The 15,023-nt window shown below is 55.2% G+C and carries 15 protein-coding genes and 1 tRNA gene; 2 read left to right on the top strand and 14 right to left on the bottom strand.

All coding sequences use genetic code 11. The features are described from left to right. Positions 1–81 precede the first annotated feature (81 nt). A tRNA-Pro gene (locus JAO77_RS12330) sits at positions 82–155 on the top strand. A gap of 186 nt (positions 156–341) precedes the next feature. Further along, positions 342–890, top strand: coding sequence for a hypothetical protein (locus tag JAO77_RS12325; RefSeq protein ID WP_198990676.1), 549 nt, complete (start codon positions 342–344; stop codon positions 888–890). A gap of 84 nt (positions 891–974) precedes the next feature. On the opposite strand, the gene JAO77_RS12320 is transcribed toward JAO77_RS12325, so the two are convergent. The 14 genes from JAO77_RS12320 to JAO77_RS12255 form a co-directional block, all read right to left on the bottom strand. Then, positions 975–1,490, bottom strand: a complete 516-nt coding sequence (locus tag JAO77_RS12320; protein WP_198990675.1) for a hypothetical protein — start codon at positions 1,488–1,490, stop codon at positions 975–977. A 12-nt stretch (positions 1,491–1,502) separates the two neighbouring features. Beyond that, positions 1,503–2,657 (bottom strand): zinc-dependent alcohol dehydrogenase, encoded by a 1,155-nt coding sequence (locus JAO77_RS12315; protein ID WP_198990674.1) that lies wholly within the window; start codon positions 2,655–2,657, stop codon positions 1,503–1,505. Between the two features lie 239 nt (positions 2,658–2,896). Continuing rightward, a complete protein-coding gene (locus JAO77_RS12310) occupies positions 2,897–3,427 on the bottom strand; it encodes a hypothetical protein (protein ID WP_198990673.1) in 531 nt (176 codons plus the stop codon). Positions 3,428–3,478: 51 nt separating this feature from the next. After that, positions 3,479–5,320, bottom strand: a complete 1,842-nt coding sequence (locus JAO77_RS12305) for an ABC transporter ATP-binding protein (protein ID WP_198990672.1) — start codon at positions 5,318–5,320, stop codon at positions 3,479–3,481. Between the two features lie 162 nt (positions 5,321–5,482). Next, positions 5,483–6,253, bottom strand: a complete 771-nt coding sequence (gene truA / locus JAO77_RS12300) for a tRNA pseudouridine(38-40) synthase TruA (protein ID WP_198990671.1) — start codon at positions 6,251–6,253, stop codon at positions 5,483–5,485. A 78-nt stretch (positions 6,254–6,331) separates the two neighbouring features. After that, the gene (locus JAO77_RS12295; protein ID WP_198990670.1) at positions 6,332–6,550 is read right to left on the bottom strand and encodes an antitoxin VbhA family protein; all 219 of its coding nucleotides are present in this window, start codon (positions 6,548–6,550) and stop codon (positions 6,332–6,334) included. 416 nt (positions 6,551–6,966) lie between these two features. Continuing rightward, complete coding sequence (gene atpG, locus JAO77_RS12290) at positions 6,967–7,866, bottom strand: ATP synthase F1 subunit gamma (RefSeq protein WP_198990669.1); 900 nt, start codon at positions 7,864–7,866, stop codon at positions 6,967–6,969. A 109-nt stretch (positions 7,867–7,975) separates the two neighbouring features. Next, positions 7,976–9,556 carry a F0F1 ATP synthase subunit alpha gene (atpA, locus tag JAO77_RS12285; protein WP_198990668.1) on the bottom strand — a complete coding sequence of 527 codons (1,581 nt, stop codon included), beginning with the start codon at positions 9,554–9,556 and terminating at the stop codon, positions 7,976–7,978. Positions 9,557–9,563: 7 nt separating this feature from the next. Further along, the gene (atpH, locus tag JAO77_RS12280) at positions 9,564–10,127 is read right to left on the bottom strand and encodes an ATP synthase F1 subunit delta (protein WP_198990667.1); all 564 of its coding nucleotides are present in this window, start codon (positions 10,125–10,127) and stop codon (positions 9,564–9,566) included. A gap of 91 nt (positions 10,128–10,218) precedes the next feature. Further along, positions 10,219–10,713, bottom strand: coding sequence for a F0F1 ATP synthase subunit B (locus JAO77_RS12275; protein WP_198990666.1), 495 nt, complete (start codon positions 10,711–10,713; stop codon positions 10,219–10,221). Positions 10,714–10,914: 201 nt separating this feature from the next. Continuing rightward, a complete protein-coding gene (atpE, locus tag JAO77_RS12270; protein ID WP_144846205.1) occupies positions 10,915–11,172 on the bottom strand; it encodes an ATP synthase F0 subunit C in 258 nt (85 codons plus the stop codon). Positions 11,173–11,256: 84 nt separating this feature from the next. Then, positions 11,257–12,387, bottom strand: a complete 1,131-nt coding sequence (gene atpB / locus JAO77_RS12265) for a F0F1 ATP synthase subunit A (RefSeq protein WP_198990665.1) — start codon at positions 12,385–12,387, stop codon at positions 11,257–11,259. Positions 12,388–12,424: 37 nt separating this feature from the next. After that, positions 12,425–12,835, bottom strand: a complete 411-nt coding sequence (locus JAO77_RS12260) for a hypothetical protein (protein WP_198990664.1) — start codon at positions 12,833–12,835, stop codon at positions 12,425–12,427. A 317-nt stretch (positions 12,836–13,152) separates the two neighbouring features. After that, the gene (locus JAO77_RS12255; RefSeq protein ID WP_198990663.1) at positions 13,153–14,994 is read right to left on the bottom strand and encodes a serine hydrolase domain-containing protein; all 1,842 of its coding nucleotides are present in this window, start codon (positions 14,992–14,994) and stop codon (positions 13,153–13,155) included. Between the last annotated feature and the right edge of the window lie 29 nt (positions 14,995–15,023).

Below are 15,023 nucleotides of genomic sequence, written 5' to 3'. Positions count from 1 at the left end.
GGGTCGGGGGCTTTTTTAGGCAATCTTGTGAAAGAATTGGAACTCCCGACGCGGCGTCGCCCCATCGATGCTGCTAGTTTTCGGGGTGTAGCGCAGCCCGGTAGCGCGCGTCGTTCGGGACGACGAGGCCGTAGGTTCGAATCCTGCCACCCCGACTGATTTTGTAAAAAGCCGCTTGTCTTTGTGACAAGCGGCTTTCTTGTTTGTGGTCATCAGCTTGCCCTTAGCTCATGGTTGAGCTTCAAATAGTGAGTGGTAAAAAAGTTCCATTTCATTATTTATTGGCATGAAATTTCGCAGGAAAGCGCGCCCGCTATTGGGAGAAACTTCCTTTCCTTTTCATGAACAAGCTTTTTGCCTTGGCCTGCCTAGGTCTAACCAGCAGTATTGCCCACGCCCAAACCACACCGCTTACGAAAGGTCGTGGGCTGCTTTCGGGCAGCATTGGCTACCACTCAGACAAGTATATCGGAGAGGCAAGCCAAGACCTCTTCAACTTTACCCCAACGATTGGCTACTTCGTGGCTGATAACCTAGCACTCGGCCTTAATGGCAACCTACAGATAGTGGGTGGCAACGCTAATTACTCTAGCCAGAGCTCTTATTCGGTAGGGCCTTTCGCCCGGTACTACCGGTTTGTGGGGGGTAGCGACAAGTTTGCGCTGTATGGGCAAGGCAGCTTAGGGTATACTCATTATAGCGGTGGCACTAACCTGGGCTACGCAAGCATTACCCCTGGGCTGGCTTTCTTTCCTATCCCTCGCTTTGGGCTCGAAGCTTCGTTACGTGGCTTATCTTACAGCAGCAATTTCAATAATACGCACAGCTTCGATTTCGGCTTCAGCCTGCAGAATATCCAGCTTGGGGCCGCTTACTACTTTGGCAAATAGCTTAACCTACTATTTACGCACAAAAAGACCTAGGGCCGTTGAGTAGCTACTCAACGGCCCTAGGTCTTTTTGTGCGTGGGCTAATTACCGGCTAGCCGAGCGAATCTTATCTTTCTTGTTGCCTTTGCTAGAAAGCAACACCACTGCCCCACCAACGAGGGCTGCGGCAGTAGCCAGCTTGATTATCAGGCCAGTGCGGTCATGCTTCCATTCGGTCTTATAGCCTTTCTCAGCAAAAATATTGGGTACATGACCGTGTGCTAAATCATCTATAATGCCCTCTACTACATTCACGCGGTCGGCTACTAGCAAGGGGAGCCAGTGCAAGTAGCTGTTTTCGCTGTACTTGAAGGCGAAACGCCTAATGACGCCACTCAGGCCGCTAGGAGGCACTGAGGTACCAAATACGGCCGTAATATTAGGGCGCTCGATGGAGTGCAGTACCTCAATATTGATGGGCTGCTGCGTGGGACGCTCCCAGCTATATCCCTTGTGGTCGTCCGGGGTGCGCGTGCGCATCGGGTACGTGGGGTCGTTGTCGGGGTCGTTGTCGATGTTCCAGCCAGGCAGCTGCGACGGATTGTGAGTGATAGGTTCCATGATAGCAATGCGTTACATTCCGGCAGTGGAAGGAATCAAGACAGTTTTGATGCAGTTGTCGAGCTTGGCTGAGAACATGCGGTAGCCATCGGCCACGTCTTCCAGTGCCAAGCGGTGGGTGATGAGGCCTTTGGGATTAAGCACACCATTCTGCACGTGCTCGATGAGGCGCGGCAGATGGCGCTTCACGGCCGTTTGGTTAGCTCGGATGGTAATGCCTTTGTTCAGCACGTTGCCAATGGGCACGAGGTTATCGGTGGGGCCATACACGCCCACAATGGACACTACGCCGCCCTTACGCACCGAATTAATAGCCCAGTGCACGGCCGTGGCCGAGCCAGCTTGCAGCAGCGTTTTGCGGCCAGTGATGGTTTGCAGTGCGTTACCCGCAGCCTCAGCCCCTACGGCGTCGATGCAAACATCAGCGCCTATCCAGTCGGTTTGCTTTTTAATGAATACCACTGGGTCGCCAATTTCCTGGAAATTGTATGCCTCGCACTTCGAATAGTTGCGGGCAAACTCTAGGCGGTAATCCTCTTTATCAATGATGATGACGCGGCCGGCGCCAAATAGCCAGGCGCAACGCGCGGCCATAATGCCTACGGGACCGGCGCCAAATACCACGACGGTGTCGCCGGTCTGGATACCGCCCATTTCGGCAGCTTGGTAGCCCGTAGGCACTACGTCGGTTAGTAGCACGGCATCTTCAATGTCCATACCGGGCGGAATGACGGTAGGGCTCACGTTGGCGTAGGGCACGCGTACATACTCGGCCTGCCCACCATCGTAGCCACCCGTAATGTGCGAGTAGCCAAAGAAGCCGCCCGCTGCCGTAGCCTGGGGGCTGCCTTCGTGGCAATTGCCAAATAAGCCTTGCTTGCAGAAAATGCACTTACCGCACGCAATGTTAAACGGCACCAACACATTATCCCCCACTTTGAGCTTGGTTACCTCAGAGCCAATTTCTTCGACCACGCCCGTAAACTCGTGTCCGAAGGTCTGGCCTACGCGCGTATCGGGCACATTACCATTATATAAGTGCAGGTCGGAGCCGCATATGCACGAACGCGTTACCCGTACAATCGCATCCTCAGGATGCAGGATTTCGGGCATCGGTTTTTGAGTGGCCCGGATGCGTTTGGGGCCGCGATATTCCATTGCTAGCATGCGAATGTTCTTTTATAGTTAGAGCAGTACGGAGGCATTGCGTGCTGCTTTGAGGTAAGCCCCAAAGCAGCACGCAATGCCTCCGTTTTGTACTTGCTCAGTCCTGCAAAGGTTGGCTAACTAGCTAATAAGTAAAGCAATACCCTTATTTTAGGAAGTATACGGCGCAGCTTCTTCCATGCTTTCTCTCACCAGTATCGCCCTCACGCTCTGGCACACTCACGCTCGAGCAGCCCAGCCTATTTGACGCCTATCCACATTTCCGAAATTTCGTCGGCACCGAAGCGCTCTAAGTAAAAATCGCCGCGCTGCGTCAGCTTCTGAGCCTTGATAGCCTCGGTAGCCGCGGGATACAGCTTGTCTGGCGCCAGCAAAAAGCTAACCCCCTTAATTTGCGCCCGCATAATGCGCTGGCCCGCCGGTACCACGCGGTAGCGCCAGCCAGCGGGCAGCGGGCGAGCCGTATCGCCCACGGCCAGCCCAATGAACGCCCGGATGGTGTCGTGGGCCGCCTCGGGGTTATTATTATACACATTGGCTAGCGCCAAGGCCTGCCCTAGGCGCCCGCTTTCCTGCATGGTTTTGGCCTCCCTAAATAGCTCGCCAAAGCGCTGCCCCTGCACCTTGCCCGCATATACCTGCCCCGCCAGCAACGTAGGCGCACTGGTGGTTTCGAGGGCGACCGTGGGCTTGCGTAGCCCCCCTAGGTAAGCATAGAAGCTAATGGCGACCGCCGTGACGATTAGGACGAGGGGAAACAGGTAACGCATTTTTAATTAATCAATTAACATAAAAGTTATCAATAGCCGGCTGCCCCGCTTCTACGCGTCGCCATTTGCCTGGCCATTGATAATCGATGCCTGCTGGCTGGCAACCTGCTCGTGGCTAGCATACTGCATGCGGTAGAGCTGGGCATAATAGCCGTTTTGGCGCAGCAGCTCGTCGTGGGTACCCGTTTCTTTAATCTCACCGCGGTCGAGCACAATAATGCGGTCGGCCTTTTGAATGGTGCTGAGTCGGTGGGCGATAACCAACGCCGTGCGGCCTTCCATGAGCTTGTCAATGGCCTCCTGAATGAGCTCTTCCGTTTCCGAATCGACCGACGAGGTAGCCTCGTCAAGCACAATAACGCGGGGCTCGTACACCAGCGCCCGCACAAAGCTGATGAGCTGGCGCTGCCCTACCGAGAGCGTGGCGCCGCGCTCCATCACGGGATAGTCGAGGCCGCCCGGCAAGCGCTCAATAAAGCGCTGGGCGCCCACTAGGGCAGCGGCCTCCATTATCTGGGCGTCGCTGATAGTGCGGTTGCCTAGGGTAATATTATCGCGGATAGAGCCGGCGAAGAGAAAAACATCCTGTAGCACCACCCCAATCTGGCGGCGCAGTTGGCTGAGGTCATACTCGCGTAGGTCTTGACCATCGACGCGGATATGGCCCCGCTGGATATCATAAAAGCGCGATAGCAGGTTGATGATACTGGTTTTGCCCGCGCCCGTGGCTCCCACAAAGGCAATAGTCTGGCCTGGCTGCACATGAAAGCTGATGTCTTTGAGCACCCATTCGGGCTCAGCAGCTTCACCGTCTTGCTGGTTGTAGGCAAACCACACGTGGTCAAATTGCACATCACCCCGCAGCTGCGGCACGGGCGCGGTGCCCGAGGTAGCTACTAGGTCCTTGTTATCAAGTAATTTGAGCAAACGCTCAGTACTCACCAAACCCAGCTGCAGCGTGTTGAACCGGTCAGCAATCTGCCGGATGGGCCGGAAGAATAGCGAGTTGTACATGATGAAGGCAATGAGGGCGCCCTTCGAGATAGTGCCCTCAATCTGCCCCTGGGCAGCGTACCACACCAGCAGGCCCACCCCAATGGCACCTAGGACCTCGGCCACCGGAAAATAGATGCTGTAGTACAGCACCGACTTGATGTTAGCCTTGGTGTGTTCTTGGTTGATGGCCTCGAACTTCCGAAACTCGCGGTCTTCGTTATTAAAAATCTGCACCACATTCATGCCCGTCAGGTGCTCCTGCACAAAACTATTGAGCTTGGCCACGGCGTTACGCACTTCCTGAAAGCTACCCTTCACCTTTTCCTTAAACACGTAGGTGCTGAAGAGCAGCGGCGGAATAACGGAGAGGCTGATGAGCGCTAGCTGCCAGTTGGTCCAGAACATGAAAATCATCAGGAACACGATTTGGAGCAGGTCGCCCACCATCGCGGCCAAGCCCTCGCTAAACACGTCGGCCAGCGTTTCGACATCGGAGATGTTGCGCGTCACGAGCACGCCAATGGGCGTGCGGTCGAAGAAACTAAGCTTAAGGCTAAGCAGGTGCCGGTAGAGGTCGGTGCGGATGTCCCGCACAATGTATTGGCCTAGCCAGCCGCCATAGTAGGTCTGTAGGTAGCTCACCAGGGTATTTACCACTAGCAGCGCCAGCAGCCACAGCGTCGAGCGGTTGAGGCCCGCCCAGTCGTTGTTGCTGATGTCTACATCGACCATGCGCTGAATCAGCGCCGGGCGCACGGTGCCGAGCACCGCGGCGGCCACGGTCAGAAAAATAAGGCCGATAAATACCCCCCGGTAGGGCTGCACATAAGTGAGCAGGCGGCGCAGCACCTGCCAGTCGAATACCTGGCCGGTCTTGGTAGCAGAAGTTGGGTCCATAGTCAGTAGCTCTACTAACAAAGGTCGGCACGGTTCGTTTGGCCGCCGCAAACTTCCCTAGGTGGCTGACAACAATGCCCTCTTCCTTGAACCGTTATATACTGATCAAGCTAAAGTGAGTGGAACTAATAAGCTTTTTTATACTAAAACCGAGATAATTACTTAGGCAACATAGCTAGGTACAATACCAGTTGCGTACTCTACCTTGCTTAAATATAGACCTTTAGCAGGCGCGGCGCCACTAGCCGCAATCCGTTGCTGCCGATGCAGCACCTGCTGAAACTCAGCGGGGGTTAACTTGCCGCGTCCCACATCGAGCAGCGTCCCTACTACCAGCCGCACCATACCCCGCACAAAACGGTTGGCACGAATGCGGAAGACTAACCCATCGGCATGGTGCGGGTCAGTGTGCCAGCCAGCCTCGTAGAGGTAGCAGATGTAGTGGTTTTCGCCGCCCTTCACCTTAGAGAAAGCGGTGAAATCGAATTGCCCCACTAAGTAGCTAGCAGCTTCGTTCATGGCCGTGATATCAGGTGCCCGGTCTAGGTACAATGCCTGGTCACGCCGAAACGGGTTAGGACGCAGGCTTACAAAATACTCGTAAGTTCGCGCTTCTGCCGAAAACCTCGCGTGGTCTTGTGGCCCTACCTCATGCACCTCAAAAGCCTGCACATCGGGCGGCAAGGCTCGGTTGAGGCGATAGCGCAATAAATCGAAGGTCATTCCTTCGGGCAAGCTAGCCTCAAAATGGGCTACCTGGTGGCTTGCATGCACCCCAGTGTCGGTGCGCCCGCTCCCAATGGTGTGTATAGGCTGGCGCAGCACCTGGCTCAGCGCTTTGTCGAGCGCAGCTTGTACCGTGGGCACGCCCGGCTGCACCTGCCAGCCGCAATAAGCCGTGCCATCGTAGGCAAAGTGAATAAAATAGCGCATTACCTGCAAAAGTACCGCTTTGCACAGCGTAAAGCGCGCTACCCATCCCGATAGGCTCGGGTTAATCCTGCATCTGACCTATTGGCCGAGAGCCTGCTGGTGGCCTGCATACAGGCCAGCGAAGGCTAGCTCACGGGGCAATTCACCCGCTTCATAGCGCCGTAGCTGAGCTTGCACTGCTGGGCTGGGTTTACGTCCGCACAGCGCCTGTACCAGCAAAGCGTTTTCTACTTCGCGCCGGCGTGCGGCCAGGGTATTAGTTAGAATAGCAGGGCGTTGGGAAAGTTTAGATTTCATAGTAAGAAGAGCAGGTTGGACAAAAGTAATGGCAGCATCGCGACCTACCAAGAGCCAAACCTCATCTATACAGTTTTACACCTATATTATTTAGCAAGCACTGTTCTCCCATACGGTACCTATCCCTGAAAAGGTTACATATACCGGTAGCACATGTCCTAGGTAGGTACTTAGGTCAACAGGTAGCTTTAGAGGCACCAGACGCTGCTTATACCATAAGATACTGAAATTCCAGCCCTAGGCTAGCTCACAATGCGGCCCAGAATAGTTACACAAAGGTTGGCTTGGCACTCGTCTTTTGTGCTTCTAGAATAATAGTGACGCCTTCGGCTTTGTTATCGTCCCTTATCCAGCCCCATCAAAAAAGGCGCCCTAGCTCGGAAGCTAAGGCGCCTTTTTGATGAAACTTAGAATGTCTATCGACCAGCGGCCAGGGCCTCGGCCCCACCCACGATTTCAAGAATCTCAGTAGTAATAGCTGCTTGACGCGTGCGGTTATACGTCAACTTCAGGGATTTCAGCAATTCACCGGCGTTATCAGTAGCCTTGTCCATTGCTGTCATGCGCGCACCGTGCTCCGAGGCATTGCTTTCCAATACAGCTTTGTACAGCTGAATTTTCAGGCTCTGCGGAATGAGGGTTTTGATTATCTCCTCTTTGCTCGGCTCAAAGATGTAGTCGACGCTATTGGCGGGCTCATTGGCACTAGGTGTCCCGGCGGGTACTTCAGTAGGTACTAAGGGCAACAATTGCTCAGCCTGCACTACTTGCGTAGCCACATTCTTAAACTCATTGTATACCATCACTACCTCATCGTAGGTACCTTCCGCGAAGCCCCGCATAGCTTCTTCGGCGGCAACGCGCACCGTATCAAACGAGAGCTTGGTGAATACGTGGGTGTAGTTACCCACCAGCATATTGCGACGGCCATAGTAGTCGTGCGCCTTCTTGCCGATGGCCATCACCGAAATATTACCAACCGGCAGGCTAGCATAGCGCGCAGCAATCAGCGCGTTTACCCCCTTAAATATATTGGCATTGAAAGCGCCAGCCAAGCCCCGGTCTGAGGTAATGGCGATAATCAGCACCCGGCGCACGTCGCGCACCTCGCCGTACTCGCTCACCATCTCGTCGGTGGTCGTGCGCGTCAGGTTAGCCAAGATGCTGGTGAGGCGCTGGGCATAGGGGCGCATCCGGATGATGTTATCCTGAGCCCGACGCAGCTTGGCCGCCGCCACCATTTTCATGGCTTTGGTAATCTGCTGCGTGCTCGAAACCGACTGGATGCGCGAGCGAACTTCTTTTAAAGAGGCCATTTGTTAAATTGTCAGATTGTTGGAACTGCTGGATTGTTAGATTGCTGGACGATTGAATGGGGTAGCGTACCCCAATTCAACCATCCAGCAATCCTGACAATTCAACAATCTAAGCGGCAAAACCCGCGGCTACGTCCTTAGCAGTCTGGCGCAGGGCGCCGGTTACTGCGTCGTCGAGCTTACCAGCTTTCAGCGCTTTCAGCGCGTCGGGATGGCGAGCGTTGAGCACTTGCGTAAATTCTTTCTCGAACTCGCGCACGCGGTTAACGGGCACCGTGTCTAGCAGACCGTTGGTAGCAGCATAAATGATGGCTACTTGGTCCTCCACCTTTACCGGCGAGAACTGGGGCTGCTTCAGAATTTCTAGGTTACGACGGCCACGCTCGATGGTGAGCTTGGTCGAAGCGTCAAGGTCCGAGCCAAACTTAGCAAAAGCTTCTAGCTCGCGGAATTGCGCCTGGTCAAGCTTCAGCGTACCCGACACCTTCTTCATCGACTTAATCTGGGCGTTGCCACCTACGCGGCTCACCGAGATACCCACGTTGATAGCGGGACGTACGCCGGAGTTGAAGAGGTTGGTTTCGAGGAATATCTGGCCGTCCGTAATCGAAATTACGTTGGTCGGGATATAAGCCGACACGTCACCAGCTTGCGTTTCAATGAGCGGCAGAGCCGTCAGCGACCCACCACCCTTCACCAGCGGCTTCAAGCTTTCGGGTAGGTCGTTCATGTTGCGCGCAATCTCGTCCGAAGCGTTGATTTTAGCGGCGCGCTCCAGCAAGCGGCTGTGCAGATAGAAAACGTCGCCAGGGTAAGCCTCACGTCCGGGAGGACGACGCAGCAGCAGCGATACCTCGCGGTAAGCCACAGCTTGCTTCGACAAGTCATCGTAAACTACCAGTGCCGGGCGGCCCGTATCGCGGAAGTACTCACCAATAGCAGCACCCGTGAAGGGAGCGTAGAACTGCATCGGGGCGGGGTCTGAGGCCGAAGCCGACACTACCACCGTGTAGTCCATAGCACCACCCTTGGTAAGGGCGTTCACTACCTGAGCAACCGTTGAAGCCTTCTGGCCCACAGCTACGTAGATGCAGAAAACAGGCTCGCCACGGTCGTAGAATTCACGCTGGTTGAGGATAGCGTCAAGTGCTACGGTTGACTTACCAGTCTGGCGGTCGCCGATAATCAACTCGCGCTGGCCTCGCCCAATTGGAATCATGGCGTCGATAGCCTTGATACCAGTTTGCAGCGGCTCAGTTACGGGCTGGCGGAAGATTACGCCAGGAGCCTTGCGCTCGAGAGGCATCTCGTAAGTCTCACCCTGGATAGGGCCACGGCCGTCGATAGGCTGACCTAGGGTGTTCACTACGCGGCCTACGATGCCCTCACCTACTTGGATGGCAGCAATCTTATTAGTGCGGCGAACCGTATCACCTTCCCGGATTTCGGCATAGTCGCCGAGCAATACGGCACCTACGTTATCTTCTTCAAGGTTGAGCACTAGGCCTTGCAGGCCGTTCTCAAACTCGATTAGCTCGCCCGACTGGGCGTGCGACAGGCCATAGATGCGAGCCACACCGTCACCAACCTGCAGCACAGTGCCGACTTCTTCCAGCTCGGCGGCCGATTTAAAATTGGACAGCTGCTGCCGCAGGATGGCGGAAACTTCGTCCGGGCGTACTTCTGCCATGAGAATATTAGTTTAAGCTGGGAGTATAAGTCTTGTCGGTGAGCGAGGTGCGCAGACGGCGCAGGCCCCCACGTACCGAATCATCAATTTGCCGGTCGCCAACGCGCAGCACAAAGCCACCTATCAGCGAGGCATCCACCTTCTCGGTGAGCGAAATCTGGGTGAGGCCCGTTTGCTGGGTCACCATCTTCTCAATCTCGGCGCGGGTTGCAGGCGTCAGCGGCACAGCAGACGTTACTTCGGCTACTTGCACGCCCATCAGCACATTGTACTGCTTCAAAAACTCGCTGCCAATGAACTCAAGCGTGTCCTCGCGGTTTTTGCTCGTCACGATTTGAAAAAAGCGTAACAGCATATCCGACACCTTGCCCTTAAACACGGCGTTGAGGATGCTTAGTTTCTTATCGTGCTTTACAATCGGATTGCGCAGCAGCAAGCGCAGGTCGCGGCTACCAGCCATGGTATTGGCCAGCAAGTCCATGTCCTGCTTAATCGTTGCCAAGGTGCCCTGCTCCTGAGCCAGGTCCAATAAGGACTTAGCGTAACGGGCGGCTACTTGTTGGTCGGCCATTTTTAGGTTAGTTGTCGGTTGTCAGCTGTCGGTTGCTAGGTCTAGCCTGTCTTACAAGGACTGACCAGACCTAGCAACCGACAGCTGACAACTAATTAAGCTTAACGTCCTTGAGGTACTCGTCAACCAGCTTTTGCTGAGCAGCAGGGTCGGCTAGCTCGCGGCGCAGTAGGCGCTCGGCAATGTCGACGCTAAGTTGCGCAGCAGTATTGCGCACTTCGGCTAGAGCTTGGTTTTTCTCCTGCTGAATCGATTCGCGCGCTTGTTGGGCAATGCGGTTTGCTTCTTCAGTAGCATCAGTCTTAGCCTTTTCAACAAGCTGATTAGCGATGTTCTGACCCTCCTTCAGCATCTGGTCGCGCTCGTGACGCGCATCGGCTAGCAACTTCTCATTGCCAGCTTTCAGGTTCTGCATTTCCAGCTTAGCCTGCTCCGCCATACGCAAAGCATTGTCGATGCTGTCTTCACGGTCGCGCAGAGCTAACAGAATCGGCTTCCAAGCAAACTTGGCCAGCAGGAAAAGCACTAGCAGAAAGATGACCAGCTGCCAGAAAATAAGGCCTAACTCGGGGGTTACAATGTCCATATTGAATAGAGATTAACTATCGGGGTAAATGTGAAAAGAGGTTAGATGTAATTTAAAAGTGAAGCTCGGCAAGCATCATGCACACTGCCCCTTCACTCTCCCACATCCTATTCATTTTCAACTGGCTACCTTCACGCAAACAGCCCGCGGCGCCCTACGCCGAAGCGACGCGCCGCGGGCTGTTTTGTGCCATCTCTATTCTTAGAGCTTGAACGAAATCAGCAAGCAGACTACTACTGCGAATAGGGCCAGACCTTCGATAAGGGCAGCCACAATCAGCATGGCCGTTTGGATTTTGCCCGAAGCTTCTGGCTGACGGCCAATAGCTTCCATAGCCTGACCACCGATGCGGCCAATGCCAAGACCAGCGCCGAGGGCTACCAGACCAGCACCGATAGCAGCACCAAATACAGCCAAACCAGTGGCATTAGCAATCTGCAGTAACAGAGAGAGCAACATAAAAAAAGGGAGAAAGTGTGGGGAATGAAAAAACAATAGGAGGACAACCAATCGGTTACCCGGTAAAAAAGCAGTTTAGGGCTATTAGTGAGCCGCAGGGTTAGGGATAACGCTACCAGCGGGGCCGGTTTGCATATCTAGCGCGTGTTCCTCATCGTGGTGGTGCTCTTCAACGGCACCACCTATGTACATCGCTGTCAGCAAGGTGAAGATGTATGCTTGCAGGATAGCAACCAGTAGTTCCAGTACATTGATGAACAAGCCAAACGCTAGCGAGATAGGCGCTACAGCAGGCGAGCGGAAGATAAAAATCAAGCTGATGAAGCTCAAAATTACGATGTGACCTGCCGTGATGTTAGCAAACAGACGGATGGTAAGCGAAACGGGCTTAACTAGGAAAGCACCAATCAATTCAACCGGAACCATGATAGGCAATAGCAGCTTCGGTACACCTGGCGTAGCGAAGATGTGTGCCCAGTAGTTCTTATTAGCGCTAAACAGGGTAATTACCAGCGTTATGATTGCCAGAGTAGCCGTTACCGCGATGTTGCCGGTAAGGTTAGCAGCACCAGGCGTAAGGCCCAGCAAGTTGTTGAACCAGATGAAGAAAAAAACGGTGAGCAGGTAAGGCATGTAGCGCTCATACTTCGGCCCAATTGATTTCTTGGCTATCTCATCGCGGATAAAGATGATGATAGGCTCGAAGAACGACTGAATGCCCTTAGGCGCCCGGCCTTGATTCTTCTTGTAACCGGCTGCGACACTGGTAAACACCACTAACATCAGAACTGCGCTACCTAGGAGAGCAACGGCATTCTTGGTGATGGACAGGTCGTAGACTTTGCTACCATCAGCCGTCATCAGCTTACCTTCACGTAGCATGAGGCCATCATACTCAGGTCCTTCGCTATGCGAGCCGCCTGCAGCCCGTTTGCGCGAAGGCGACTCTTCCCGAGCCGGATGGGGCTCAGCAGCCAGCTTCTTCGACGAGAAAACCGAAAGGCCCTTACCAGGACGGTAAGCGATGATGGGCAGATACGAGGTGAAGTGGTTGTCATCAGTCGAGAACCAGTGCCACTCGTGCGAATCGCCGATGTGGTGCAGAATCATCTCGCCCGGGTTGAACGCCTCCTCTTTTTCGCCCCCTTCGGTGGGCTCGGCAGCGAAGCCGGCAAACGTGCAAAGGCAGAAAAATAGAGTTAGTAACCGCTTCATTAAAAACTAATTAAAATGCGAGTCCGTTGATAAATTGCTATTCTTCCGGGACTTGCTTCTTGGAAAACGGGCGCAAGTTACTAAAAATAGCCCAAATTTCAAAGCCAGCGCCCAGAAAGTAGCTCACAAAGAACACTCCTAGGAAAGCCCAGGTACCCCGGCCCTCGTGCGCCCCACCCCGGTAGAGATACACCAGCACGATAATCAGCGATAGCACCAGCCGTAGCACTACCCCACCAAAATAGGCCCCTAGGAAGTTGTCGGCAGAGCGAGCTACGAAGCGCGCCGTGAGCCAATAAGTGAGCAAGGTGACCGCTAGCAACCCACCTAGGACGTAGGGCGCCAGCGGATGCACTATGGCGGTTCCAAACGCCGCTTGCAACCCCAAAAGCACGGCATAGCTGGCCATCACTAGCGCAGCAAACTGCGTCCAAAATGAGCGCGTCATAATAGGTAAAATCAGCTACTTGCAGGCAACCGGGGCGCAAAGGTCGGCACAACTTGCCTTTCATGCGCAAAAAGCTTTCGCTGATGCTGGTCAACGGGGCCAATAGGCTGGTGAAATCGTCATTTACACCTCAGCTGGCGATGATATAATTAATGAGTTGTCGGCGCTGAACGCCTTCTGCAAAAGCCATTTGAGCTACCCTTTAGCAAATTGAGGACCTGAATGAGCACGGCTTTATTATTACTTCACCTGCTGCGCATCTTCACAGGTGTATTGAGCCGTTTGCCCTGATTAATAGGCCAAAGTGCCACCTAGGGCTACTGCTCTGGCAAGGCGCTTTCGATGGCGAGTTGTAGCAGTGCCGAGCGCACGCCAAGCTCGCCGAGCTTCCCATTGCGGCGCGTGGGATTAACGCGGTTGGTGAGTAGAATCACGAATAAATCTTGGTCGGGCTCGACCCAGAAATAAGTGCCCGTGAAGCCTGTGTGCCCGAAGCTGCGTGGGCTGGCACTGCGCGCTGCGTTGAGGGCGGGATTCTTGGGCTCGGGCTTATCGAAGCCTAGGCCCCGGCGGTTGGTAGGGCAAAAGGGGCAACTAGTGTATTCGGCCATCGTTTCGGGCTTGATAAGCTGCCGCCCACCGTAGTGTCCCTGCCACAAGAAGAGCTGCACCAGCTTAGCCAGGTCATTGGCGGTGCCAAAGAGCCCAGCGTGGCCGCTCACCCCGCCCAGCATAGCCGCGTTTTCATCGTGCACGGTGCCGTGCACCAGCTTTTTACGAAACAACGAGTCGTACTCAGTAGGTGCAATGCGACTCAAGGGAAAGCGGCGTAGCGGATTAAAGCCCAGCGTACCGGCACCTAGGGGGCCGTAGATTTCTTTCTCTATAAACTGGTCGAACGCCTGCCCCGTGGCTCGCTGCACGTAGTATGGGTACAGCATGAAGGAAAAATCGGAGTACACGTAGCCCGGCTGAGTATTGAGCGGCGACGTGGCCACGCCTTGGTAAATGCGGCTCGGTAGTGCCTGGCTACCCCAAAGCCCCTGGCCCACCGGCAGCGGAAACTGCGCCGAAGAGTCAGACCGAAAAAACTGTGACCGCAGGCGGCCACCGGGCTGCACGTAGCTCTGCCAGAAAGGAATAAAGGGCTTGAGCCGCGCCTGGTGCGTCAGTACATCGCGCAGGCGCAGGTCTTGCTTGTCTGTTCCTTTTAGGAAATCAAACATTGCGCCCATCGTGTAGTCAGGCTTAAATAGTCCGAGGTCTTGCAGGCGCATGAGTGCCGGCAATGCGGCCGTTATTTTGGTGAGTGACGCAAAATCGTAGAGCGTGCTGCTGAGCACCGGCTGAGCCGCGGACGCCAGCTGCTGCACGCCATAGCTGCGGCTGAGGGCCACCACCCCGTGCCGCGCCACAATTACTTGCCCGCCTGGGAAGGCGCCCGCCTCCAGCGCTTGGCTCATCAGCGAATCGACCAGCTTAGGTAAATCAGGGCGCAGGCCCGCCGCCTGCGGCGAGGCGTAGGCTAATCGCAGTCCGCCGCGCGTGAGCTGCGCCGTCCCTAGGCCCGCCTGCGCCAGCGCGGGCGATACCTGCCCGACTGCACCCATCCCTCCAAAAAGCACTTGTACGGCTTGGTTACAGGCCTGCCTGCTGCGCTCTTTCACAAACATCACGGCCGCAGCCTGGCGCAGTTCGGGCAGTGTAGTTAGTGCTGTGCTATCACATACCAGCACCACTAGCTTCTTGCGGAGGGCCAACAGCTGGTGCAACACGGCCCGGTCGTGGGCACCGCCTTCGGGCAAGGCCAGCACCAAGAGGTTGCTCCGGCGCAGTTGGGCCATATCGGCTGGCCTAGGGCCGACTATCGAGATGGCAGGCGCGTAGTCGCGCACATCTTGCGCGAGATACTGACTAAAGTTAGGCACTTGGCGCTCGGGCCGGGCCTGTACCTGCACCACAGCCAGCCGCAGGGTGTCGAGTTGCTGCAGCGGTAATAGCTCGCCCACATTGCGCAGCACTGCCACGCGGGTGGTGGTCAGCGCGAGCGGACGGGCAGCTTGGGGCTGGGCCTGGTACCCGCAGGCACCTAGGCAGCTGCTAGTAAGCCAGCAAAGTAGCCACGTGGCGAGTGAGCGAGGCAGTGAGGAGTAGCGCATAGGCGCGCAATATATTGTCTTCCGCCCAC

This window comes from Hymenobacter sp. BT559 (assembly GCF_016427535.1).
Classification (GTDB): Bacteria; Bacteroidota; Bacteroidia; order Cytophagales; family Hymenobacteraceae; genus Hymenobacter.
Note: the sequence above shows the minus strand (reverse complement) of the source record. Positions and strands in the feature narration are given on the sequence as shown.

Excerpts from the sequence above, each read along its gene's own strand:
- JAO77_RS12325 (WP_198990676.1), top strand. The coding sequence starts at position 342 with ATGAACAAGCTTTTTGCCTTGGCCTGCCTAGGTCTAACCAGCAGTATT.
- JAO77_RS12320 (WP_198990675.1), bottom strand. The coding sequence starts at position 1,490 with ATGGAACCTATCACTCACAATCCGTCGCAGCTGCCTGGCTGGAACATC.
- JAO77_RS12315 (WP_198990674.1), bottom strand. The coding sequence starts at position 2,657 with ATGCTAGCAATGGAATATCGCGGCCCCAAACGCATCCGGGCCACTCAA.
- JAO77_RS12310 (WP_198990673.1), bottom strand. The coding sequence starts at position 3,427 with ATGCGTTACCTGTTTCCCCTCGTCCTAATCGTCACGGCGGTCGCCATT.
- JAO77_RS12305 (WP_198990672.1), bottom strand. The coding sequence starts at position 5,320 with ATGGACCCAACTTCTGCTACCAAGACCGGCCAGGTATTCGACTGGCAG.
- truA (WP_198990671.1), bottom strand. The coding sequence starts at position 6,253 with ATGCGCTATTTTATTCACTTTGCCTACGATGGCACGGCTTATTGCGGC.
- JAO77_RS12295 (WP_198990670.1), bottom strand. The coding sequence starts at position 6,550 with ATGAAATCTAAACTTTCCCAACGCCCTGCTATTCTAACTAATACCCTG.
- atpG (WP_198990669.1), bottom strand. The coding sequence starts at position 7,866 with ATGGCCTCTTTAAAAGAAGTTCGCTCGCGCATCCAGTCGGTTTCGAGC.
- atpA (WP_198990668.1), bottom strand. The coding sequence starts at position 9,556 with ATGGCAGAAGTACGCCCGGACGAAGTTTCCGCCATCCTGCGGCAGCAG.
- atpH (WP_198990667.1), bottom strand. The coding sequence starts at position 10,127 with ATGGCCGACCAACAAGTAGCCGCCCGTTACGCTAAGTCCTTATTGGAC.
- JAO77_RS12275 (WP_198990666.1), bottom strand. The coding sequence starts at position 10,713 with ATGGACATTGTAACCCCCGAGTTAGGCCTTATTTTCTGGCAGCTGGTC.
- atpE (WP_144846205.1), bottom strand. The coding sequence starts at position 11,172 with ATGTTGCTCTCTCTGTTACTGCAGATTGCTAATGCCACTGGTTTGGCT.
- atpB (WP_198990665.1), bottom strand. The coding sequence starts at position 12,387 with ATGAAGCGGTTACTAACTCTATTTTTCTGCCTTTGCACGTTTGCCGGC.
- JAO77_RS12260 (WP_198990664.1), bottom strand. The coding sequence starts at position 12,835 with ATGACGCGCTCATTTTGGACGCAGTTTGCTGCGCTAGTGATGGCCAGC.
- JAO77_RS12255 (WP_198990663.1), bottom strand. The coding sequence starts at position 14,994 with ATGCGCTACTCCTCACTGCCTCGCTCACTCGCCACGTGGCTACTTTGC.